This window comes from Streptomyces sp. NBC_00247, from assembly GCF_036188265.1.
In the GTDB taxonomy this organism is placed as follows: domain Bacteria; phylum Actinomycetota; class Actinomycetes; order Streptomycetales; family Streptomycetaceae; genus Streptomyces.
Genome location: NZ_CP108093.1, coordinates 6,987,429 through 7,008,811 on the forward strand (window position 1 = coordinate 6,987,429; position 21,383 = coordinate 7,008,811).

Here is a 21,383-nt window from a genome sequence, read left to right on the forward strand (position 1 = left end):
TGGGTACGGCTCCGCCGGATGGCTCAGTGGCCCACCCCCGCCAGAGCGGTGAGCCGCTCGTGCCACTCCCGCGCCGCGGGGAAGCGCGCTTTCACCGTCCTCGCCGCCCGGTCCCTCGCCGCCACCTGCGACGCACGCAGCCGGAGCACCGGCTCGAGCGCCGGCCGCGACAGCAGCAGCCGCTGGTTGACCACCGAGACCGGCTGCCAGTAGCTCTTGTACTGCTCCGCGCCACGCAACAGGCTCAGCGTCCGGCGCCCGTCGGCCGCCGCCTGCCGCGAGACCTCGCGCAGCAGCAGGGTCGCCACGTCCACCTTCCGCTCCCGCAGCCGGGGATGCGCGCCGTACAGGTAGCAGCCGGTCAGCGGACCCGAGTGCAGCGACAGGTTCGCCGCCAGCACCTCCCCGTCCAGCAGGAACTCCGTGAGCGTCGCCCCGCCGTCGCGGACCATCCGCACCGCCGCGTGCGTCAGATGGGCCGCGAACCGGGGGCGCAGGTGCTCGGGATTGACGCCCCGCCCGCTCCACTGCAGGGCGTGCAGCCGCAACAGATCACCCACGGTCCCCGGCACCCGCTCGACCGGCACCTCCCGGCACACGACGCCCAGCGCCTCGACCTTCCTGAGCTTGGCCCGCACCCGCTGGGCGCGGGAGCCCGACATCTCCAGGACCAGCGTGGCGAGCGGCGCGGCCGGCAACTCCATGCAGGTGGAGTCCGTGAGCCGGACCCGGGGCCCCGTCCAGCCGGCGAAGAGCCGCTGCGCAAGGGCGTCCGGGCGCACCTCGCGCAGATCGATCACGGTGGAGCGGGCGGCCCGGTGGAGGCCGCGGGCCAGGGCGTCGACCACCGCATCGGTCTCGGCTTCCCCGGACCCCTCGTCGACGAGGATGTCGAAGAAGTCCGAGATCGCCCCGCCCATCGGCATCAGCACGGGCATCGGACGGTGGGCGAGCAGCAGAGCCGCCGCACCGACCAGCACCCCGCCGCGCCGCACCAGGAGGACCCTGAGATTCCGGTCCTGCCCGTACGACAGCCACCAGGAGTGCAGCCAGGCGTGGCTCTGGAACGGCGTGGCCGAAGGGCAGCGGCGGTGCAGCGCGTCCCACTCCGGTGCGAGGGCGGCGAAGACCCGGCCGTCCCGGCAGAGCGTGACGCCCAGCGGATCCTGTCGTACGGGTGTCATCGCGCGGGCTCCCGTTCCTCGGGCATCAGCGACTCGGCCTCGTGCGCCGGTCCCGGTACCTGGGCCGGAGCCTGGGCCGGGTGCTCCTCGGGGCGCCGCCGGACGAGGAGCAGCAGGCCGCCGACGAGCCCGCCCGCACTGCCGCCGACCGCCGCGGAGAGCGGCACGGAGGGCGAGGCCGGGTCGTTCGGCGCGACCGCGTGGGTGAACTGGATCAACTTCACCCCGGTGTCCTTGGAGACGTGGCCCCCGCTGACGATGAGGGCCTCGACCACGGCGTCCGCGATCTCGGCCGCCTGCCGGGGCCGGGACGCCGTGCCGGTGACCGCGATCATCGGCGAGTCGGGGGAGGTCTCCGCACGGACGTGGCCCCGCAGCTTCCGCAACGGTTCGCCCGCCGCGCCCTGCGCGTAGCCGAGGGTCGCGTCGCCGGTCGCCAGCCGGCCGTACGACTGCGCGTACCCGAGCGCTGCCACCGGGTCGGTCGTCTTCGTCGCCGCGACGGTCATCGCGTACCCGGTGGCCTCGTAACTCTTCGGCGTGAGCAGACCGTACGAGATCCCGCAGGCGGCGCCCAGCAGGGCGCAGGCGGGCAACGGCCACCAGACGGGCGGACGGAGGGCGGAACGGAGGCGGCGGGTCCGCCCGGGAGCGGCCGGGGTCTGGGCGGGAGTTTCGGTCATGACTCTGCTCTTTCCAGGGGACGGGACGTGGCGAGGACGTGGCGGTACACGTCCATGAGGTGGTGGCTGCTGCGCCGGATGTCGTACGCGGCGACGGCGGCGGGCGGGGGAAGCCGCTGGGGACCGAGTTCCGCCAGACTCTTCAGGGCGGAGGCGAGTTCGACGGGATCGCCGGTGATCCGGCGGGCGCCGGGGGCGCTGCCGGCGGGGAGGTCGTCGAGCGCGGGGCAGGTGTGCTGCAGGACGCGCAGACCCGAGGCGAGCGCCTCCACGACGGCCAGTCCGAACGACTCCTCGCGGGACGCGGACACGAACACGTCGACCGCGCCGAGCACCGCGGGCACGTCCGGGCCGGGCCCCGAGGCGTCGCACGCTCCGAGGAAGAGAACGCGGTCGCCCGCCCCGAGCCGCTGCGCCAAGGCGCGCAGCGAGGCGAGTTCGGGCCCCTCCCCGGCCAGTACCAGCCGGACGCCGGGCAGCGCAGCGACGGCCCGCACGAGTACGTCGAACCGCTTGCCCGGGACGAGCCGGCCCACGCCCCCGACCACGAAGGCGTCCGGGGACAGGCCGAGGCTCGCCCGGGTGGCGCGCCGGGAGTGGGCGTCGAACCGGAAAGCCCGCGCGTCGATGCCGTTCGGCACCACGTGGATGCGCTCGTCGGGCACCCCCCACTGCCGCAGCCGGCCGGCCACGGTGGGGGAGACCGCGACCGTCGCGGAACCCAGCCGTTCGGTGCCCAGATAGAGCGCGCGGGTGCCGGCGGTCAGCGGACGGCCCTCGATCTCCGCGTGCCCCAGGGAGTGTTCGGTGGAGACGCCCGCGCGGACCCCGGCCAGCCGCGCGGCGACCCGCCCGTAGACGCAGGCCCGGTAGAGGTGGGTGTGCACGAGGTCGTACGCGCCGCGACGGACGAGCCGGGCGAGCCGGCCCACGGCCCTCAGGTCACGGTTGCCCGCCATGCCGAGGTGGGTGACGCGGACCCCGTCGGCGCGCAGTCCTTCGGCCACGGGGCCGGGGTTGGTGAGCGTCACCACGTCGCAGCTGACCGGGAGATGACGGATCATCAGGCGGAGCTGCTGTTCGGCGCCACCGATTCCCAGGCCCGTGATGACGTGCAGTACCTTCACCGGCGTGCCTCCGCGAGCGGACCTGCGGGAACCGGGCCGGAAGGGGTGCGGCCCGCCCGGTGGCGCATGTGGTGCCGCAACTCCTTCGCGCGCAGCCGCAAGCCCTGGTCCGCGTGGCTCACGTGGGTGCGCGGCAGCGCGAACACGCCCACGAGAGAGCCGGGTTGCAGGGAGCAGCCGTACGCGTACCCCGCCTCGCGCACCGAGTCGAGCACCCGCTGGTCGGCGTAGCCGTACGGGTGGCAGAAGCCCTCCGGGGCGGTCCCGGTGAGTTCGCGGACGAGTTCGCGGCTGTGCCGGGTCTCCGCGTGGAGTTCCTCGTCGGGCAGCGCCGTCAGGTCCCGGTGGTAGAGGCCGTGGGAGCCGACCTCCATTCCCGTGCGGGCGAGTTGCCGGACCTGGGCATGGGTGAGGAGTGGCTTGCGCGGGCCCTTCGGGTCCCAGTCGTTGGTTCCGCCGTCGCGGCCGGGCAGGACGAACACGGTGGCGGTGAAGCCGTACCGGCGAAGGAGCGGCAGGGCCTCGTCCACGAAGTCCGCGTACCCGTCGTCGAAGCTCAGGCCCACCAGGCCGCGCCTGCCCCGGGCGTGCTCCCGCAGCAGGGTCCCCACCCCCACGCCGGTCAGCCGACGGCCTCGCAGCCAGGCCAGTTGGGCTTCCAGGCGCTCCGGGGAGACGGTGATGCCGTACGGGTCGTCCGAGGGATCGCCCACCGAGTGGTAGGTCCAGATCCACGGCCGGCCCGCGGCGGCCGGGCGGGGGGAACGGGGTGCGGCGACGCGCGCCGACGGATCATTTGCCATGGACGAACCTCTGTCGGGTCAGGGCCAGCAGATGGACGACTTCGGGAACCCGGCACGCGCGTCCGGTGAGGAGGAAGACGCAGGGCACGAGGACGCACCCGGCCGCGAGACCCAGGACGGGATCGGTGGAGGCGCCCGCCGAGACCCAGCCGGCCGCGGCGGCGACCGCGGCGGGCACCGCAAGGCGCAGGAGGGAGAGGCTCACGGTCCGTACCTCGATGGCGACCACCCGGGAGCCGAGCCCCTGGAGCAGGAGCGCCGCCGTGACCGTGATTCCCGCCGCGTTCGCTGCGGCGATGCCGAGAACGCCGAAGGAGTACGTCACGGCGAACCCGGTTCCGGCCGTCACCACCAGCCCGGTCGCCATCGCGAAGCCGGGGAACCAGGTGGGGCGCCCGCTGGAGAAGAACGGCCGGCCCAGCGCGCCCACGAGACAGTGGCCGAGGAGTCCCAGTGCGTAGACCCGCATCACCTCGGCGGTGGCGCGTGTGTCCTGCGCGTCGAACGCCCCGCGCTGGAAGAGGACTTCGATGATCTGTGGGGCGTAACCGATGACCATCGCGGTGCCGAGAAGGACCACCAGCGCGGCCAGCGCCAGATCACGTTCGACCCGCAGCCGGGCGCTCTCCCGGTCGCCGTCCGCCATCGCCTGCGCGACCACCGGGAAGGTCACCGTGCAGATCATCAACGACAGCACCATCGGCATCTGCGCGACCTTCTGCGCGTAGTTCAGGTGCGAGATCGAACCGGCCGGAAGCGTGGAGGCGAGGAACCGTTCGACGAGCACCTGCGCCTGACGGGCCACCACGAACAGCAGTACGGGCGCGAGGACGACGGCGCCGGGCAGTCGCGGGGCACGTCGCGGGAGGCGGGGTACGGCCGTGCTCCCGGCCTCCGGCCGCCCGGCCCTCTCCCGGCCGAGCACCCGGGAACAGAAGGAGGGGACCTGGACCAGGACCATCAGCGCGCTGCCGACCGCCACCCCCACCGCAGCGGCCCGCACCCCCCACACCGAGTGCAGACCCAGGGTCGTCACGATGATGCCGGCGTTGTACGCGACGTAGACGGCGGCCGGTGGCCCGAAACTCCCGTGCGCCCGCAGTGCCGCGCTGAAGTACCCGGTGACGCCGAAGGTGAGCACCGTGACGGCGGTCAGCCGGGTGCAGTCCACGGCCAGCCGGGGATCGGCCAGTCCGGGTGCCAGCATGCCGACCACCCAGGGAGCGCCCGCGAACAGCAGCGCCGCACCCCCGGCCAGCAGGGTGAAGAGCCTCGGGAGCGTCGCAGCCACGAACGCGCGGACCGGCTCGTCCGCACTGCCCTCCGGTCCGGCCGCGGCCGCCCGGCGGGCCAGCACCTGGCTGAACGCAGGGACCAGCAGCAGTGCCATCCCGTCCTCGATCAGCAGCGTCGCCGCCATCTCCGGGACGGTCCAGGCGACCAGGAACGCGTCGCTGTCGCCGCCCGCGCCGAAGAAGTGGGCGACGGTCTGGTCGCGCAGCAGTCCCAGTACGGCGCCGACCAGCGTCAGCCCCGCGGTCGCCGCGGCGGCGCGCGCCAGGAACCGCGACAGCACCGGGGCGGACCCGCCTGGTCCCTTCCCGCCGGTGGCGACGGCATCCACCGCCGGGCGTCCGGCGACCGGCGGCCCCGGATCCGGGCCGGACGCGCGGCGGGGCGCCGCCACCCCGGGTTCCTCGGCCCCGGGCGGCGGCCCGGCGCCGCGCCCGGCCCCGGTGGTGGTGTCGCTCACGCGCCGGCCGCCTTCTCCGGGGCGCTCAGCGCCCACCACGCGCCCAGCCCCAGCACGACACCCGTGAGCACGGTCGTGGGCCCGCCGATGTCCGCGTACAGGAAGTCGACGGTCTGCCACACCACCAGTCCCACGGCCACCAGCCCGCAGTCGACCGCGCCGGCCCGCCGGCGGCGGGCGAGGAACAGGGCGCGCACCGAGGCGACGAGTACCGCCAGCCAGCCGCCCACGACGGTGACGAACCCGATCAGCCCCTGCTCGCCGAGGACCAGCAGGTACATGTTGTGCGGGGAGAGCAGGGACTGCCTGCGGAACTCCTGGCCCGCCCCCTCCGTGTCGCTGCCGGAGGACAGACCGATCGAGGCGTGTCCGTCACGGAACTCCGGGAAGGCCTTGAGGCCGACGCCGGTCGCCGGACGCTCCCGCCACATGCTCCCGGCCGCCTCCCACAGCGCGTAGCGGTCGTTGACCGAGCGATCGGGGGCCCGCGCCACGTCGGTGACGCTGGAGAGCCGCTCCCGGACCATGTCGGAGCCGACGCCGAACCCGCCGACCAGGACCACCGACAGCGCGCCCAGGATCAGCAGGGACCGCGTCGCGGTGCGCCGCCCGGTCAGAACCACGACCGTGAGCGCGGCCAGCGCGGCCGCGATCCACGAGCCCCGGCTGAACGAGACGGCGAGGGCCACGAGCAGCCCCACCGTGACGGCGAGCGCACAGGGACGCAGCCGGCGGCGGGCGGAGGCGGGCGGGCAGAGCGCGTACGGAACGGCGGCGAGCAGTCCGTACGCGACGACCGTCGCCATGCCCATGATGTCGCCGGGGCCGAACGTGCCGACCGCGCGGACCTCCTCGCCCATGTACGAGGCTCCGGTGCCGGTGGCGAACTGGCGGATTCCGATGAATCCCTGGACCAGTGCGAGCAGGACGAGTGCCGCGGTGAGGAGCCGGAAGCCGCGGGCGTCCCGGACCGTCAGGCACACGGCGAGCGGCACGAGGACGAAGATCTGGAGGTAGCGCACGAAGCCGGGCAGTGCCGCCAGCGGGTCCGAGGCGGTGACGGTCGCCACGGCGAACCCGGTGACGGCGAGAGCCGCGACGAGCACCGCGCCCGCCGGAAGGGGGCGGACGCGCCGCGCCAGCAGCCTGCCCAGGCAGCACAGCACCGCCACGCCGGACGCGAGGTCGGCCGGGTGCGCGCCGCCGGAGTCGGGCGTTCCGGCGCCGGGGGCGGGGAGGGCGAGCAGCAGGACGGTCGCCACCAGCGGCAGCAGGGCCCACAGATCCAGGGCACCGGACGAGGGACGGGCGGGCCCGGTCCCGGCTGACGGCACTGTCTTCGCAGGCGGGGCCACTGCCGCGGTGGACGCGTGCGACGCGGCGATTGCGACCGGAGCGTCGGTCGTGGGGGTTGTCATGCTCAGCTGCCTCCGCACCGGAAAAGGGAGAGGACGGTGCGGGCGAGTACGCAGACGTCCTGCCAGAGTGACCAGGTCTCGATGTACCGGTTGTCGAAGCGCGCGCGGTCCTCGATCGAGGTGTCGCCGCGCAGCCCGTTCACCTGGGCGAGCCCGGTGATGCCCACGGGCATCCGGTGGCGCGCCTGATAACCGGGGTGGATGCTGCTGAACTGGGCGACGAAGAACGGGCGTTCGGGGCGGGGCCCGACCAGGCTCATGTCGCCGCGCAACACGTTCCACAGCTGCGGCAGTTCGTCCAGCGAGGTGCGGCGGAGCGCCCTGCCGACCGCGCTCATCCGCCGGTCCCCGGCGACGTTCCACCGGGTGGCCGACTCGTGGGGGTCGGAAGGCCGCAGCGTCCGGAACTTGAGGAGGGTGAACGGCTTTCCGTGCTGGCCGATTCGCTCCTGCCGGAAGAGCACGCCCGGCCCGTCGCAGAGCCGTACCGCGAAGGCGCAGGCCGCCAGCGCGGGGGAGGCGGCCAGCAGCGCGGCGGAAGCGAGGACGATGTCCATCGCGCGCTTGAGCGCGTGCGAGAAGGGATGCCGGCGCCCGGCGTGCAGGCGGTGCGCGGAGTACCCCCACAAGTGGTCCGGACGCGTGGGCCGGTGCTCGGGGGCCGCCCCCGTCGCCGGAGGTTCGAGCAGCCACATGCGGCAGCCGTGGCCGGCGAGAAGGGCGAAGAGGTCGGTGTTCTCGGGCGTCGCCGCAGGATGCTCGGTGAACAGCACGTGGCCCACGCGCTTGCGTACGACGGTGCGGCCCACCTCCTCCCGGGTGCGCAGGACCGGAGTCCCGCCCGCAGGCCCGTCGTCCGCCGCCGGGTCCGCGTCCGCCGCGCACAGCGCGACCCGGCCCACCGCCCGGAGGCCGTACTCGGCGCGGTCCCTGAGCGCGGTCGTGGTGCTCCGGGCGAGCGCGCCGGATCCGACGACGAGGACCGGCCGGGGGTGGCGGGCGGCGGAACGCGCGCCGGCCCGGTACAGCACACCGCGCGCCACGCAGCAGAAGAGCGTCTGCACCCCCACCGCGCAGAACAGCGTGGTCCAGCCGATCGCGTAGCGGGGGTGGTACGTGGTGAGGGTCTCGGCGGTCACGAACCACTGGAGCAGCGTCAGCCCGAGGACCGCCGGGAACTCGGCCGCCGCGGAGCGCGACAGCCGGGGCCGGTACAGGCCGCGGGACGAGTGGAGCAGCAACTGCGCGGCGGCCTGGACGGCGAAGACGGCGACCGGCCACCGCGGCGCGGGGCCCACCGCCGGGGTGAGGCCCGCGACGAGCCCGTCCGCCGCCACGAGCAGCACGGTCAGCCGGTGACGGCCGACCTGCCGGGCGACCGGCTCGGAGTAGCGCCGGACGCCGCCGCGTGGCCGATGGACGGTGGAAGAAGCAGGGGGCAGCGTGGTCTCCCGGGCAGTGCCAGGCAGTGATGCACTCTCCGTCGTCATCGCTCGGTGCGCTCTCTCGTCGTGGTGCCGGACGGGTGGACAAGTTCCTGGTAGAGGCGGGTGACCTCCGCGGCTGTCCTGCGTACGTCGAAGACCGCGCGGGCGTGGAACTGGGCGGCGAGGCCGAGACGCGTACGGAGCGCAGGGTCGGACAGCAGGGCGGTGAGTGCGGCGGCGAGGGCCGCCGGGTCGTCCGGCGGGACGAGGCAGTGGGCGTCCTGCCCGGGTGGCAGGCTCTCCCGGGCGCCTGCCACGTTGGTCATCACCACCGGTCTGCCGCAGGCCATCGCCTCCAGCGGAGCGAGGGCCATGCCCTCCCAGCGCGAGGGCAGGACGAGGGCGTCGGCCGCGTGGATCCAGGGACGCACGTCGTCGGCCGCCCCGGCGAACAGCACGTCGGCCGGGGCCGCTTCGCGGAGCCGGGCTTCCTCCGGTCCACTGCCCACCAGGGCGAGCCGGGCGGCTCCCGGACGCATCGTGCGCCATGCCTCCAGCAGGACGTCCTGCCCCTTCTGCTGGCTCAGGCGACCCACACAGACCAGCAGCGGCGGTCCGTCGGGGAGACCGAGCGCGGCGCGGGCGGCGGCGCGGTCCCGGGGACCGGCCGGGCGGAAGTGGGCGAGATCGATGCCGTTGTGGATCACCGACCAGCGGGCCGCGATGCCCGCCCGTTCGCCCGCCAGACGTTCCGAAGCGCTGACGCAGAGCACCCGGTCCGCCCAACGTGTCCCGAATCGCTCCCACTTCAAGGCGGTGCAGGCGGTCCCACCCCGTACTGCCTCGAACGACCAGGCGTGCGGCTGGAAGACGGTGGGAATCCGGCCGCGTACCGCCATCCGGCCCGCGAGACCGGCCTTCGCGCTGTGCGCGTGCACCACCTGCGGGCGGTGTTCCCGTACCAGGGACCGGGCTCCGGCGATCTCACGGGCCAGTCCGGGACCGGGGTCGCGAACGGCCCGCCAGTCGTGGACCTCCGCCCCCGCGGCGGATGCCCGCGCGGCCAGCGGTCCGTCGGGCGGACACGCCACGACGGGCCGGAGTCCGGCGCGTACCTGCGCCCGCACGAGATCGACCACGACCCGGGCGACGCCGCCCTCCACAGGCTGAACGAGGTGAAGAATCTTCAACAGAATTGCTCCGGGGTGACGTTCTCGCGGCGCCTTCGGCAGTTTTTCGTACGCACAACTCGACGTGATCGGTCGAAGGGGCGCGGCCGGTCGAAAGATGTGCACGTGCGTTCTGTGTGATTTTCGGCGAGCGGTCGGAGGTGCCCGCCTTTCCGGGCGGGGCTGTTCGCATCGCGCTTTCGCGCGAGGATGGAAAATGGGTTAAACAGAAGTGCACTTTGACAGACTGTCAGCCGGAATGCGTGTATGACTCGCTCGTGCGACCGGCCGCGCCAGACTCGAATGCCGCGCCCCACTGAGCTGTTCGGACGCCGTAACGCTCCTGTCCCGCTTGTGCAGAAACGTTTCTCTTGAGTAAGGGGAGGCGCTTCCTGGGTGCTTCCCGGCCCATTCGCCCGAAGGGCGAGCAGCCTTCGCCGGTGATTTTGCTCGGGTCCCTTTCCCGGCCGGGGGGGCTTCACCGAATTCGCCGGTGGCGACAGCACCGCTCACCCGGAGAGCCGATCCGTGCGGCCGAATGCTCCGGCCGTCCCGCACCGGAGTATTCCGCCGCGCACGCCATCGACCCGGTTCCGTGCCCCGCCCCGACGAATCCGCCGCACCGCCACCCGTGTTCCCGCTCGACGAAGGAGCGGACCCCCGGCGGAACCGGACGTCGTTCCTGCCGCGTCGTCCTCCTTCGGTGCGACCCGGAGCGGCGTCCGGCCCCGGGCACCGGCCGAGCCACCCCTGGCGCGGCGCGGAGCCGGACGCCCCGGCACACCCGTACGGATCGAGGAGAGCGATGCGACCGGCAAGGACACCCTCGCCCGTGCCTCCGGGTGAACCGCGGGCCCATGCGCCCGCGCCCGCCCGGCGAAGGTGGCACCGTCCCGGGCGCCGGAATGCGCTGCTGCCGGTGTCGGCCGGGGTGCTGGCCGCGCTGCTCGCCGCACCCCGGCTGATACCCGACACCCCCGGCCGGCTGGGAAGTCTGCTGGAGACCCTGCTGCCGTGGTTCGGCCTCGCGGTGCCGGTACTGCTCTGCGCCGGGCTCCTGAGGAGGGCACCGCTCACCGTCGCGGCCGCACTGCTGCCCGCCCTCGTCTGGGGCGTCCGGTTCGGCGGCCTCTTCCTCACGGGGACGGACGACTCCGGCCGCCTGATCGTGGTCCAGCACAACGTGAGCGACGAGAACGCCGACCCGGCGGGCACCGCGGCGGCCCTGGCGGAGAGCGGGGCGCGGATCGTGGCCCTGGAGGAGCTCACGCCGCAGGCCCTGCCGGTGTACGGGAAGGCTCTCGCGTCGCGCTTCCCGCACCACGGGGTGAGCGGCACCGTGGGGCTCTGGTCGGCCTTCCCCCTGACGGACGTGCGCCCCGTGGACATCCGGCCGGACGGCATCGCGGAGGACTGGAACCGGGGTCTGAGGGCCACCGCGCACACCCCGGACGGCGACCTCGCCGTGTACGTCGCCCACCTCCCCTCCATCCGCCTCGGCGCGACGGGCCTGCGCTCAGGACCCCGCGACGAGAGCGCCGCCCTCCTCGCCACCGCGATCCGCGACGAACCACTGGCGCGGGTCCTGCTGCTCGGCGACCTCAACGGCACCGTGGACGACCGGGGGCTCGGCCCGTTGCTCGCGCGCCTGGACGCCCCCGGCTCCGGTGTGGCGTTCAGCTGGCCCGCGGCCTTCCCGGTGGCCAGGATCGACCAGGTCCTCGCACGGTCCGTCCGCCTCACCGGCATCCGGACCCTGCCCGCCACCGGCAGCGACCATCTGCCCGTCGCCGTCTACGCCGACCTGCGGGCCGAGGGTGCTGAGTAGCCGTACTCATGCGTATGCGCGGCTTTCCGGACGACCATGACGGGGCGTCACGTCGGCGTGGTCGAGACCGGGGGGCAGCATGAGAAAGTTCACGGGCGCGGTCTTCGCCGTCGCCGTTCTGGCGGGCTCGGTGGCGCTGCTGTACGCCACCGACGCACCCCTCGCCACGGTCCTGGGGGTGGGGGCCGGCATCGCCTGCCTGCTCTGGCTGCTTCTGCTGCTGACCCTCCCCTGGAACCTCTACTTCCGGGCGCGGTCCGTCCTCGCCGAGATCGCCGTCAGCCGGGACAAAGGTCTGGCGATCGGCCGGGCCCGCGACGACGAGGCGGAGCGCATCGCGCGGATGATGCTGCGGGTGGCGGTGGCGGGCCATGCCGTGACGGCGCTGCTGGTCCTCGTGGCCACCGTCCTGCTCGGCGGCAGGGCGGGCTACTGGGTGGCCGCCTTCTTCCTGCTGAGCACCGTCTTCCGGCCTGCTGGTGCCTACTTCGCCCAACTGAGGGAGCGACTCGGCTCCCTCCTCAAGGACGTCACCTTCCCGCGCGACGACGTGGTGGAACTGCGGGGCCGGGTGGACAGCCTGACGGCGGGCACGAAGGCCCTGGAGGAGCGGGCGGAGGAACAGTACCGGGCCCTCGCCGAACTCCGGCGCACCGCCGACGCCTCGGCACTCTCCGCGCACCGGCGGTCCGATGAGGCCGACCGCCGGTTCGAGGCCCTGGCGCGGGAGTTCGAGTCGACGGTGAACCGGCTGACCAGCAACGAGGAGATCATCACCGGTCTCAAGGCGTTCCTGCGGCTGCTGCGCGCGGACAACGGTGTGGCCTGACCGGACTTCTGAGTACCGGGCCGCAGCAAACTGAGTAGGGCGGCGCATCCGGCGGTCGGTCCACCGGCGGTCGAATGGGACCATGCCCACCCCTTCGAGGCCCACCGATTCAGGGCCCACCGGTTCGACGGTCTCCGGTTCTGCGGTTGCCGCTTCGAGCCCGCGCATCCGCCACGTCACCGTGGCCGGCTCCGCCCTGGCCGGTGCCCTCCTCCCGCTCGTCGCGGGTGTCCTGCTGGCGAGGATGGCCGCCGGAGACCCGATGGCCTCGGTGAACGCACTGCTCACCCGCACGGGGCCCGGCAGTCCCGTACCGCCCTCGCAGTGGCGCGGCTGCGGTCGCGCGGTGCTGCACCGGAGCAGGGCGGGCGGTGCGGGGGCGGGGCGCATGGCGAGCGGTGCCGCCAAGCTCGTGCGTGCGGCACGGGCCGGACGCGACTGACCCGGGCGCCGAGCCCTCGGCGAGCTCCCGCTCCGGCGGACCCCGCGCGGTGGTCCGGACCTCGCCGGGTCCTCGCGCGCGTGATGGCGGCGTTCCGCCTCCCGGTCGGGGCCCACGTCGGGCTCCTGCGACAGTCCACCCTGGCCGGCTCGGACCACCCCAGCCCCACTGTCCGAAGAGACCTTGCCACGGTGGTCCACTCGGTCATCTGATGATCTTCTTACCCGCTTCGGTCTCCACCAGGGTCACCGCACCGATCCAGCTGAAGTCATCCGGGTACTCCCAGTTGGCCGGGTTCTCCAGGACCGCCCGGAGCTGATCCCGCGGCACCAGCTCCCCGGGCTGGAAGCCCTTCCCCCCTGACGAGGTCGCCCACGGGGCGACTCGACGAACCTCGATCCAGCCACGATCGACGAGAGCGAGCAGGATCCCCGCCAGCTCCTCGACGGGGCGGGACCGATCGGCATCGTCTAGGTCGCCCCAGACACCGGCCAAGATGTCGATCTCGCATGCATTGACCATGAACGCGCCCTCGGACTTGGTCAATTCCCCCTGCCACTCACGCTCGCTCATTCACCGATCATCTCAGGACACCGGCAATCGTCCGGTCGCGGCACTATGATGGTGGGCGGGCCGTGACTGGCGTTCAGGTGGAGTACCACCGGGGAGCGGACTGACACCTTGTCGCTGCCGTACGCCTGGGCACTCCACAGTGAAGCTCAGGAGCAGCACGTGGCCCCGACACAGACAGCCCGTCTCATGGACGGCACCGCCCTCGCCCGTCGTACCCTCGAAGCGGTCTCCGCCTCGGCGGCCGACATCCTGCGGCGAACGGGGACGGCCCCCTGCCTGGCGACCGTACTCGTCGGCGAGGACCCCGCTTCGGTGACCTACGTACGGATGAAGCGCGCCCGGTGCGCGAAGGCAGGCATCGAGTCACGTCATGTGGCTCTGCCCGCCGAGGTCTCCACCGCCGGGCTCGTCGAGACGATCACGGAGCTCTCCGAAGACCCCGGAGTGCACGGCATCCTGCTCCAGCACCCGGTGGGCCCCCACATCGACGAGCGCGCCGCGTTCGAGGCGATCGCGCCGGAGAAGGACGTCGACGGCGTCACCATGCACTCCTTCGCCGCCATGGGATTCGGCCTGCCCGGCTTCGTCTCCTGCACCCCGGGCGGGATCATGCGGCTGCTCGACGCGTACGAGGTCGACCTCGCCGGCAAGCACGCCGTCGTCGTGGGGCGCAGCGCCATCCTCGGCAAGCCCGCCGGCATGCTCCTGCTCGGCCGGGACGCCACGGTGACGTACTGCCACTCCCGTACGGTCGGCCTGCCGGGGCTCGTGCGGGAGGCCGACGTGCTGATCGCCGCGGTCGGCAGGCCGCGCTTCATCGCCGGTACGGACATCAAGCCCGGGGCGGTGGTGATCGACGCGGGCTACAGCCCCGGCAACGTCGGGGACGTCGACTTCGAGTCCGCCCGTGAACGGGCCGGGCTGATCACCCCGGTGCCCGGAGGTGTCGGGCCGATGACCATCGCCGTGCTCCTCGACCAGACGGTCGAAGCGGCGACGCGTCGACTCGGTCTGGACTGACGGGCCGGCTTCCGGGCGACCGGCCCGGAAGCCACCGCGGCACGACCGGTCACCCCACCGCGTGCGGCGCGGTGTCCGGGCGCTCGAACTGGGTGCGGTACAGCTCCTCGTACCGTCCGCCGACGGCGAGGAGTTCCTCGTGGGTGCCGCGTTCGACGATGCGCCCCGCCTCCACGACGAGGATCTGGTCGGCCGCGCGCACCGTCGAGAGCCGGTGGGCGATCACCAGCGCGGTCCGGCCCTCCAGGGCTTCGGCCAGCGCCTCCTGCACCGACACCTCCGAGGTGGAGTCGAGGTGCGCGGTCGCCTCGTCGAGGATCACCACCCGCTGACGGGCCAGCAGCAGCCGGGCGATGGTGAGCCGTTGCCGCTCGCCACCCGAGAGCCGGTAGCCGCGCTCGCCGACCACCGTGTCCAGCCCGTCCGGGAGCGAGGCCACCAGCCCGTCGAGCCGCGAGCGGCGCAGGGCGTCCCAGATCTCGTCCTCGGTGGCCTCCGGCCGGGCCAGCAGCAGGTTGGCCCGCACGGACTCGTGGAACAGGTGCCCGTCCTGGGTCACCATGCCGATCGTCTCGCGCAGCGAGTCGGCGGTCAGGTCGCGGACGTCCACGCCGTTCAGCCGGACAGCCCCCGCGTCGGCGTCGTACAGGCGGGGGAGCAGCTGCGCGATGGTGGACTTCCCCGCCCCCGACGAGCCGACCAGCGCGACCATCCGGCCCGGTCGCGCCGTGAAGGACACCTGGTGCAGCACCTCGGCGCCGCCCCGGTCGTCCAGCGCGGCGACCGCCTCCAGCGATGCCAGGGAGACCTTGTCGGCGGACGGATAACCGAACGAGACGCCGTCGAACTCCACCGAGACCGGCCCGTCCGGCACCCGCCGTGCGTCCGGCTTCTCGGCGATCAGCGGCTTCAGGTCCAGGATCTCGAAGACGCGCTCGAAGCTCACCAGGGCGCTCATCACCTCCACCCGCGCCCCGGCGAGCGAGGTGAGCGGCGCGTACAGACGGGTCAGCAGCAGGGCGAGCGAGACGACGGCACCGGGTTCGAGCGTGCCCTGCTGGGCGTAGTGGCCGCCGAGTCCGTAGACCAGCGCGAGCGCCAGCGCGGAGACCAGGGTGAGGGCGGTGATGAAGCCGGACTGCGCCATGGCCGTACGGACACCGATGTCCCGTACCCGGCGGGCCCGGGCGGCGAACTCGGCGGACTCGTCCGCCGGCCTCCCGAACAGCTTGACGAGGGTCGCGCCCGGCGCCGAGAAACGCTCCGTCATCTGCGTCGCCATCGCCGCGTTGTGCGCGGCGGCCTCGCGTTGCAGCGAAGCCATCCGGGCGCCCCGGCGGCGGGCCGGGACGACGAACACCGGCAGCAGCACCAGGGCGAGCAGCGTGATCCGCCAGGAGATGCCGAGCATCACGGCGAGCGTCAGGACCAGGGTCACGAGGTTGGAGACCACGCCCGAGAGGGTGTTGCTGAAGGCCCGCTGCGCCCCGATGACGTCGCTGTTCAGCCGGCTCACCAGCGCCCCCGTGCGCGTACGGGTGAAGAAGGCCACCGGCATCCGCTGGACGTGGTCGAAGACCGCCGTCCGCAGATCGAGGATGAGCCCCTCGCCCAGGTTGGACGACAGCCAGCGGGTGACCAGGCCGAGGCCCGCGTCGGCCACCGCGATGAGCGCGATGAGGAGCGCGAGACGGACGACGGTGTCGCTCGGGCCACCCCGCACGATCGCGTCGACCACCTTGCCCGCGAGGACCGGGGTGGCCACCGCGAGCAGGGCTCCCGCCACGCTGACGACCAGGAACCGCAGCAGACGGCGGCGGTGCGGGCGGGCGAAGTCGAGGATGCGGCGCAGGGTCGCCCCGGAGAACGGCCGACGGTCGCGCTCGGCGTTCATCACGCTGTGCAGCGACGACCAGGCGGTGAATTCCATGTCCATGCAAAGGCTCCGGGTTCTTCCGACCGACGTACGGCCCGCGAGGGCCCGTGGGACAGGAAACTAGGACCTCAAGCATTGTTGAGGTCAAGGGGGTTCATCGTCGCGCGGGACCGGGCCCGGCCGTGCGGACACGCCGGGCCGGACCCGGATCAGTGTCCACCGCTCCGGAAGCGGTCCGCCCCGCGCGGTGCGACGGTGGACACGCGTGCCACTGTGCGGCACCCGGAACCCGGCGGAAGGAACCACGAGGTGCGTATCGACCTGACGGGCAAGAAGGCGGTCGTCTCCGGATCGTCGCAGGGCATCGGTCTCGCCATCGCGTCGGGCCTGGCCGCCGCGGGCGCCTCGGTGGTGCTGACGGGACGCGACGCGGACCGCCTGGAGTCGGCGGCGCGGACCCTGCGTGACGGGGCCCCGAACGCGGACGTCGGGAGCGTAGCCTGCGACCTGGTCACAGAGGAGGGCGCCGAGCAGCTCCAGCGGGCCGTTCCGGAGGCCGACGTCCTCGTCAACAACCTCGGCATCTTCGGGGCGCGCCCTCCGCTGGAGATCACCGACGAGGAGTGGCGGACCTACTTCGACTCGAACGTCCTCAGCGCGGTCCGGCTGATCCGCCGCTATCTGCCCGGGATGAAGGACAGAGGCTGGGGGAGGGTGCAGAACATCGCGAGCGACTCGGCGATCGTGATCCCCGCCGAGATGATCCACTACGGCGTGTCCAAGACCGCGCTGCTCGCGGTCTCCCGGGGGTTCGCCAAGGAAGCGGCCGGCACCGGTGTGACGGTCAACTCGGTGATCGCCGGCCCCACCCACACCGGAGGCGTGGAGAAGTTCGTGTACGAACTCGTGGACGAGGACCTGCCCTGGGACGAGGCGCAGCGCGCGTTCATGCGCCTGCACCGGCCCCAGTCACTGCTCCAGCGCCTCATCGAACCCGAGGAGATCGCCAACCTGGTGGTCTACCTCAGCTCCGCCCAGGCCTCCGCCACCACGGGGGCGGCGGTCCGGGTGGACGGCGGATACGTCGACTCGATCGTGCCCTGACGGCTGCCGCCGTCGCCCCGGCCGTCGCCGTCGCCGTCGCCGTCGCCGTCGCCGCCGTCCTCGCCGTCCTCGCCGTCACCGCCGTCCTCCCCGGAGCGAAGGACCGGAAGGGGTACGGCGGCCGGAGAGGCCCCGCGAGGCTGGCATGATCGGGGGTATGGACGAGAGCATCATCGCCGCGTGTGACGGGGCGTCGAAGGGCAACCCCGGGCCCGCCGCCTGGGCGTGGGTGGTCGCGGACGCGGCGGGGCGCCCGCAGCGCTGGGAGGCGGGACCGCTGGGCACCGCCACCAACAACGTCGCCGAGCTGACCGCCCTGCGCTCACTGCTGGAGTCGACCGACCCGGCGGTGCCGGTCGAGGTGCGCATGGACTCGCAGTACGCCATGAACGCGGTGACCAAGTGGCTGCCCGGCTGGAAGCGCAACGGCTGGAAGACCTCGGGCGGCAAGCCGGTCGCCAACAAGGAGCTGGTCGTCCGCATCGACGAGCTGCTGGCGGGCCGCCGGGTGCGCTTCCAGTACGTACCCGCCCACCAGGTCGGCGGCGATCCGCTGAACGCGCTGGCCGACCAGGCCGCCAGTGAGGCGGCCGTGACGCAGCTGCCCGCCGGTACCGCCCACGGGACGGCCGCCCTGCCCGAGCCGGCCCCCTCACGGGCGGTGAAGAGCGCGCCGGGGAAGACCGCGAAGGCGTCCTCCGGCGGAGCCCGCGCGGGGGCCACGATCCGGGCCAAGTTCGCCGGTCGGTGCCGCTGCGGCAAGCCCTACGCGGCTCAGGAGATGATCGCGAAGAACCCGGCGGGCTGGGGCCACCCGGAGTGCCGCACCGAGCCCGCCTGACCCGCCCGGACCGCCGTGCGCGAACGGGTCCGGGCGGCCGCCAGGAGCGGCGGGCCCGGCCCGTTCGTGTCTGGCGGAGTGGACCGTCAGCGGACTACTTCGCGCACGTCACCTGGTCGGCCGTGGACTTGGTCACGTTGTCCGGTGCCTTCGCGGGGGCGGTGAGGGAGACCCCGGGACCCTTGAAGTCCTTGCCGAGGGTCAGCGTCATGGCGGGCATGCCCTGGTCGTTGACGACGCTCTCGCCCGGCTTCATCGCCGATCCGGACAGGCCCATCAGGGCGGCGAGCCGACGGGCCTGGTCCGCCTGGTCGGGGGCGTACTCCAGCGTCGTCTTCGCGAGCTTCTCCGGGGCGTTGGCGCCGTTCTCGGACTTGGTCACGCCCACTTCGTTCTGCAGCCACTCCACGGTCTTCCCCGCGGAGCCGCCCTCGGCGCCGCCGTTGAGGACCCGCACCCGCACGTCGCCCGCGGCGGACTGGGTGCCCTTGAGGCGGGCGGCGACCGAAGCGGCCTCTTCCTTCTTCTTCTGCTTCACCTCGGTGAAGGAGACGTCGTCGGCGACGGCCTGGAAGACCGGAGGCGCGGCTGCCTGGTTGAGGATCACCGTCACCGGGGGGTGCTCCTCCGGGTTGTCGAGCACCGGCACCGTGGTGAAGGAGATGTTCTTCGGCGGGACCTTCTTCAGCTCCAGTGCCATGTCCTTGAGCGTGCTGGGCTTGCCGATGCCGGTGTCCACGGTCAGCGCGTTGGTGGTCGCCTCCGCGAGCTTCACCAGCTTGGTGGGGCTCGTGAGCGTGTCGCCGGAGGACATCTTGCGCATCAGCGAGCCGAGGAACTGCTGCTGGACCGCGATGCGGTCGAGGTCGCCCCTGTTGCCGAAACTGTGCCGGGTACGGAGGAAGGCCAACGCCTGCTCGCCCTGAATGGTGTGCTTTCCCTTGTCGAGCTTCAGGTGCGAGTCGGCGTCGTCGACATCCTTGGCGAGGCACACCTCGACCCCGTCGACCGCGGTCGTCAGCGTCTTCACCGCGTTGAAGTCCGCCATCATGAAGTGGTCCACCGAGATGCCGGTGGCCGCCTTGACGGTACGCATGGTGCAGCCCGGGTCGCGGCCGTCCTGGCCGAGGCTGGTGTTGAAGCGGACGTGCTGCGTCCCCGGCACGATCTTCTCGGTGCCGTCCTCCTGCTTCGTCGGGCAGTCGGGTACGTCGACGATGAGGTCGCGCGGGATGCTCAGCGCCGTCGCGTTCGTCCGGTCCTCGGAGACGTGCAGCAGGATGTTGGTGTCGGCGTGACCGACACTGCCGGCATCCCCGTATCCCTCGTTACCGGATCCGGTGCGCTTGTCGGTGCCGATGATCAGTATGTTGAAGGCTTTGTCCTTGCTGAAACCGGCGGCACCGGCGTTGCCCACGTCCGTGGTCGTGACGTTGCCTTCGAGGTGCTTGAGGTAGGCGTAGCCGGCGGCCGAGACGGCCACCAGCACGAAGGCCATCGAGCCGCCGGTCCAGAGCAGGACCCGCTTGCTCCGCGGCCTCCGCTTGTTCCGCGCCCCGCGGCGCCCCGGTGGCTCGGCGCGAGCTCCCCGGCGTCCGCGGGGTCCCGGAAGGCCGGCGGGCGACTCCGTACGGCCGGGCGCCCGGGTCTCCCGGTCGGGCCGGGCCGGCGTGGATCCGCGGCTGCCCTCCGCCTTGACGGGCCCTCTCGGGCTCGGTACGCCGGCTCTCCCCGGTCGCGGCGCGGAAGGGGTCAGTCGCAGTTCGTATTCGCCGGTGCTCGGGTTGAGCACCCATTGGTCTGCGGGATCGATGTCGTCCGCCCGCCCACGGCCTTGCGCGTCCACGGTGTCCGAATCCTCCGTCGGGGCCACGCGGTGCCTTCCCCCTGAAGGCACTCGGGTCTCGTACAAGGTGTCACCAGACACTGGCTTCGAGGATCGCCCCCCGTGGTCGGTGCACCGGATCGCTCACCCTATCCGGCCGGATCAGCGCCGAGCCAAGGCGGTGGAAGATTTAACGTCCACTTATCCGGTCAATTCAGTTGAAAACGGTGAATGAATCCTCCTCGCATTGGCCAACGCCCTACCCAGAGCGCCGAACGGGGCCGGTCTTGCCGCCTCGCGCGGCACCGCCCGATCGCGTCGTGCCGGGATGCGGACCGCAAGCGGTGCGTGCAGCGTGGGGGAGTGGTGCAGTCGAGGAGTGTGCAGTGGATCCCCGCCGTCGTCATCGTTCTGGCGGTCGTCGTCGACCTGCTGACCCCGCACGACGTGACCTCGGCGCCGCTGCTCATCGCGGCACCGGTCATCGCGGGCCCGCTCCTGCGGCCCCGGGGCATCGTTCTGACCGGGCTCGCCTCGATGGCCGTGCACGCGGTGCTCGCACGCGTCGACGGCACCTTCGGCTGGCACCGGGGGGTCGCCAACCAGCTCACCCTGCTGGCCGTGACCGTACTGGCGCTCTTCATCAACCGGAGGCTGGACCGCCAGAACGCCCACACCCTGCGCGCCAGGCAGGTGGCCGCCGTGGCCCAACGCGCCGTCCTGCCCGACCCGCCCGAGAGGATCGGGGCCCTGCGCGTCGCGGCACGCTACGTACCCGCCGAGGACGAGGCACTCATCGGAGGCGACCTCTACGTCGTCCAGGACACCCCGCACGGCATCCGCGCCCTGATCGGCGACGTACGGGGCAAGGGCCTCGGTGCGGTCAGCGCGGTCTGCTCCGACCTCGGTGCCTTCCGGTACGCGGCGGACGAGGCCGAGGACCTCGCCGCCCTGGCCCGAGCCATGGAACGGGCCCTCACCCGGGAGGGCGACCGGCGCGGCGGACTGGAACGGGCGGAGGGCTTCACGACGGGCCTGCTCGCCGAATTCGCCGCCGACCTCTCGTCCGTACGCCTCGTCAACCGGGGGCATCCCCCACCGGTCCTGCTCGACGTGCAGGGCGCCGCGACGCTGCTCGTTCCGTCCGAGGAAGCGCCCCCGCTGGGCATCGGCGCGCTGCAGGACTGGACGGCGCCCATCGACACCTTCGACTTCCCGCCCGGCGCCACCCTCATCCTCTACACCGACGGCGTCAGCGAGTCCCGGGACAGCGCCGGCACCTTCTACGACGCCACCCTGCGACTGCCCGTCCTGGCCAGGCGCCGCATCGCCCTGGGCGACCCGGTCGCCCCGGGACAGATCCTCGACGCGCTGATCCGCGACGTCCGGCGCCACACCGGCGACCGGCCGCAGGACGACCAGGCACTGCTCGCCCTGCACCGCCCGCCGGAAGCAACTTTTCGGTGGTAGGTGGTTTCGGC

18 protein-coding genes and 1 riboswitch are annotated in these 21,383 nt (G+C 73.0%); of the genes, 7 read left to right on the top strand and 11 right to left on the bottom strand.

Going from position 1 to position 21,383, the window contains the following annotated elements; genetic code table 11:
• Window positions 1-23 precede the first annotated feature (23 nt).
• Genes OHT52_RS29825 through OHT52_RS29860 form a run of 8 tightly spaced genes read right to left on the bottom strand, consistent with a single transcriptional unit; the run spans window position 24 to window position 9,585 of the window.
• Window positions 24-1,184: a GNAT family N-acetyltransferase gene (locus OHT52_RS29825; protein WP_328723282.1), complete on the bottom strand. Its 1,161-nt coding sequence runs from the start codon at window positions 1,182-1,184 to the stop codon at window positions 24-26.
• Window positions 1,181-1,867, bottom strand: a complete 687-nt coding sequence (locus tag OHT52_RS29830; protein ID WP_328723283.1) for a lipopolysaccharide biosynthesis protein — start codon at window positions 1,865-1,867, stop codon at window positions 1,181-1,183. Before OHT52_RS29830 ends, OHT52_RS29825 begins: the two co-directional genes overlap by 4 nt.
• Window positions 1,864-2,994, bottom strand: a complete 1,131-nt coding sequence (locus tag OHT52_RS29835) for a glycosyltransferase (RefSeq protein ID WP_328723284.1) — start codon at window positions 2,992-2,994, stop codon at window positions 1,864-1,866. Before OHT52_RS29835 ends, OHT52_RS29830 begins: the two co-directional genes overlap by 4 nt.
• The gene (locus OHT52_RS29840) at window positions 2,991-3,797 is read right to left on the bottom strand and encodes a polysaccharide deacetylase family protein (RefSeq protein WP_328723285.1); all 807 of its coding nucleotides are present in this window, start codon (window positions 3,795-3,797) and stop codon (window positions 2,991-2,993) included. The genes OHT52_RS29835 and OHT52_RS29840 overlap by 4 nt, the downstream gene beginning before the upstream one ends.
• Complete coding sequence (murJ, locus tag OHT52_RS29845) at window positions 3,787-5,550, bottom strand: murein biosynthesis integral membrane protein MurJ (protein WP_443046714.1); 1,764 nt, start codon at window positions 5,548-5,550, stop codon at window positions 3,787-3,789. Before murJ ends, OHT52_RS29840 begins: the two co-directional genes overlap by 11 nt.
• Entirely contained in the window at window positions 5,547-6,968 is a 1,422-nt protein-coding gene (locus OHT52_RS29850; protein WP_328723286.1) for an O-antigen ligase family protein, read from the bottom strand. Before OHT52_RS29850 ends, murJ begins: the two co-directional genes overlap by 4 nt.
• A 2-nt stretch (window positions 6,969-6,970) precedes the next feature.
• Window positions 6,971-8,458: an exopolysaccharide biosynthesis polyprenyl glycosylphosphotransferase gene (locus OHT52_RS29855; RefSeq protein WP_328723287.1), complete on the bottom strand. Its 1,488-nt coding sequence runs from the start codon at window positions 8,456-8,458 to the stop codon at window positions 6,971-6,973.
• Window positions 8,455-9,585: a glycosyltransferase family 4 protein gene (locus tag OHT52_RS29860; RefSeq protein WP_328723288.1), complete on the bottom strand. Its 1,131-nt coding sequence runs from the start codon at window positions 9,583-9,585 to the stop codon at window positions 8,455-8,457. The genes OHT52_RS29855 and OHT52_RS29860 overlap by 4 nt, the downstream gene beginning before the upstream one ends.
• An 889-nt stretch (window positions 9,586-10,474) precedes the next feature.
• Here OHT52_RS29860 and OHT52_RS29865 point away from each other — a divergent pair.
• From OHT52_RS29865 to OHT52_RS29875, 3 genes are all read left to right on the top strand, one after another.
• On the top strand, window positions 10,475-11,392 hold the full coding sequence (locus OHT52_RS29865) for an endonuclease/exonuclease/phosphatase family protein (protein ID WP_443046823.1): 918 nt from the start codon (window positions 10,475-10,477) through the stop codon (window positions 11,390-11,392).
• 79 nt (window positions 11,393-11,471) lie between these two features.
• Window positions 11,472-12,221, top strand: a complete 750-nt coding sequence (locus OHT52_RS29870; RefSeq protein ID WP_328723290.1) for a hypothetical protein — start codon at window positions 11,472-11,474, stop codon at window positions 12,219-12,221.
• Between the two features lie 82 nt (window positions 12,222-12,303).
• Window positions 12,304-12,663: a hypothetical protein gene (locus tag OHT52_RS29875; RefSeq protein WP_328723291.1), complete on the top strand. Its 360-nt coding sequence runs from the start codon at window positions 12,304-12,306 to the stop codon at window positions 12,661-12,663.
• A 204-nt stretch (window positions 12,664-12,867) separates the two neighbouring features.
• Here OHT52_RS29875 and OHT52_RS29880 read toward each other — a convergent pair whose 3' ends face one another.
• Window positions 12,868-13,236, bottom strand: a complete 369-nt coding sequence (locus tag OHT52_RS29880) for a hypothetical protein (RefSeq protein ID WP_328723292.1) — start codon at window positions 13,234-13,236, stop codon at window positions 12,868-12,870.
• Window positions 13,237-13,288: 52 nt separating this feature from the next.
• Window positions 13,289-13,374, top strand: a riboswitch (ZMP/ZTP riboswitch).
• Between the two features lie 48 nt (window positions 13,375-13,422).
• On the opposite strand from OHT52_RS29880, the gene OHT52_RS29885 reads away from it, so the two are divergent.
• Window positions 13,423-14,256, top strand: coding sequence for a bifunctional 5,10-methylenetetrahydrofolate dehydrogenase/5,10-methenyltetrahydrofolate cyclohydrolase (locus OHT52_RS29885; RefSeq protein WP_443046824.1), 834 nt, complete (start codon window positions 13,423-13,425; stop codon window positions 14,254-14,256).
• A 49-nt stretch (window positions 14,257-14,305) separates the two neighbouring features.
• Here the strand turns inward: OHT52_RS29885 and OHT52_RS29890 are convergent, their stop codons facing one another.
• Window positions 14,306-16,192 (bottom strand): ABC transporter ATP-binding protein, encoded by a 1,887-nt coding sequence (locus tag OHT52_RS29890; RefSeq protein WP_328723294.1) that lies wholly within the window; start codon window positions 16,190-16,192, stop codon window positions 14,306-14,308.
• 249 nt (window positions 16,193-16,441) lie between these two features.
• On the opposite strand from OHT52_RS29890, the gene OHT52_RS29895 reads away from it, so the two are divergent.
• The gene (locus OHT52_RS29895) at window positions 16,442-17,236 is read left to right on the top strand and encodes an SDR family NAD(P)-dependent oxidoreductase (protein WP_328723295.1); all 795 of its coding nucleotides are present in this window, start codon (window positions 16,442-16,444) and stop codon (window positions 17,234-17,236) included.
• 157 nt (window positions 17,237-17,393) lie between these two features.
• A complete protein-coding gene (locus OHT52_RS29900; RefSeq protein WP_328723296.1) occupies window positions 17,394-18,077 on the top strand; it encodes a ribonuclease H family protein in 684 nt (227 codons plus the stop codon).
• Between the two features lie 94 nt (window positions 18,078-18,171).
• Here OHT52_RS29900 and OHT52_RS29905 read toward each other — a convergent pair whose 3' ends face one another.
• Window positions 18,172-19,923, bottom strand: coding sequence for an LCP family protein (locus OHT52_RS29905; protein WP_328723977.1), 1,752 nt, complete (start codon window positions 19,921-19,923; stop codon window positions 18,172-18,174).
• Between the two features lie 342 nt (window positions 19,924-20,265).
• On the opposite strand from OHT52_RS29905, the gene OHT52_RS29910 reads away from it, so the two are divergent.
• Window positions 20,266-21,372, top strand: a complete 1,107-nt coding sequence (locus OHT52_RS29910) for a PP2C family protein-serine/threonine phosphatase (RefSeq protein WP_328723297.1) — start codon at window positions 20,266-20,268, stop codon at window positions 21,370-21,372.
• Window positions 21,373-21,383 lie beyond the last annotated feature (11 nt).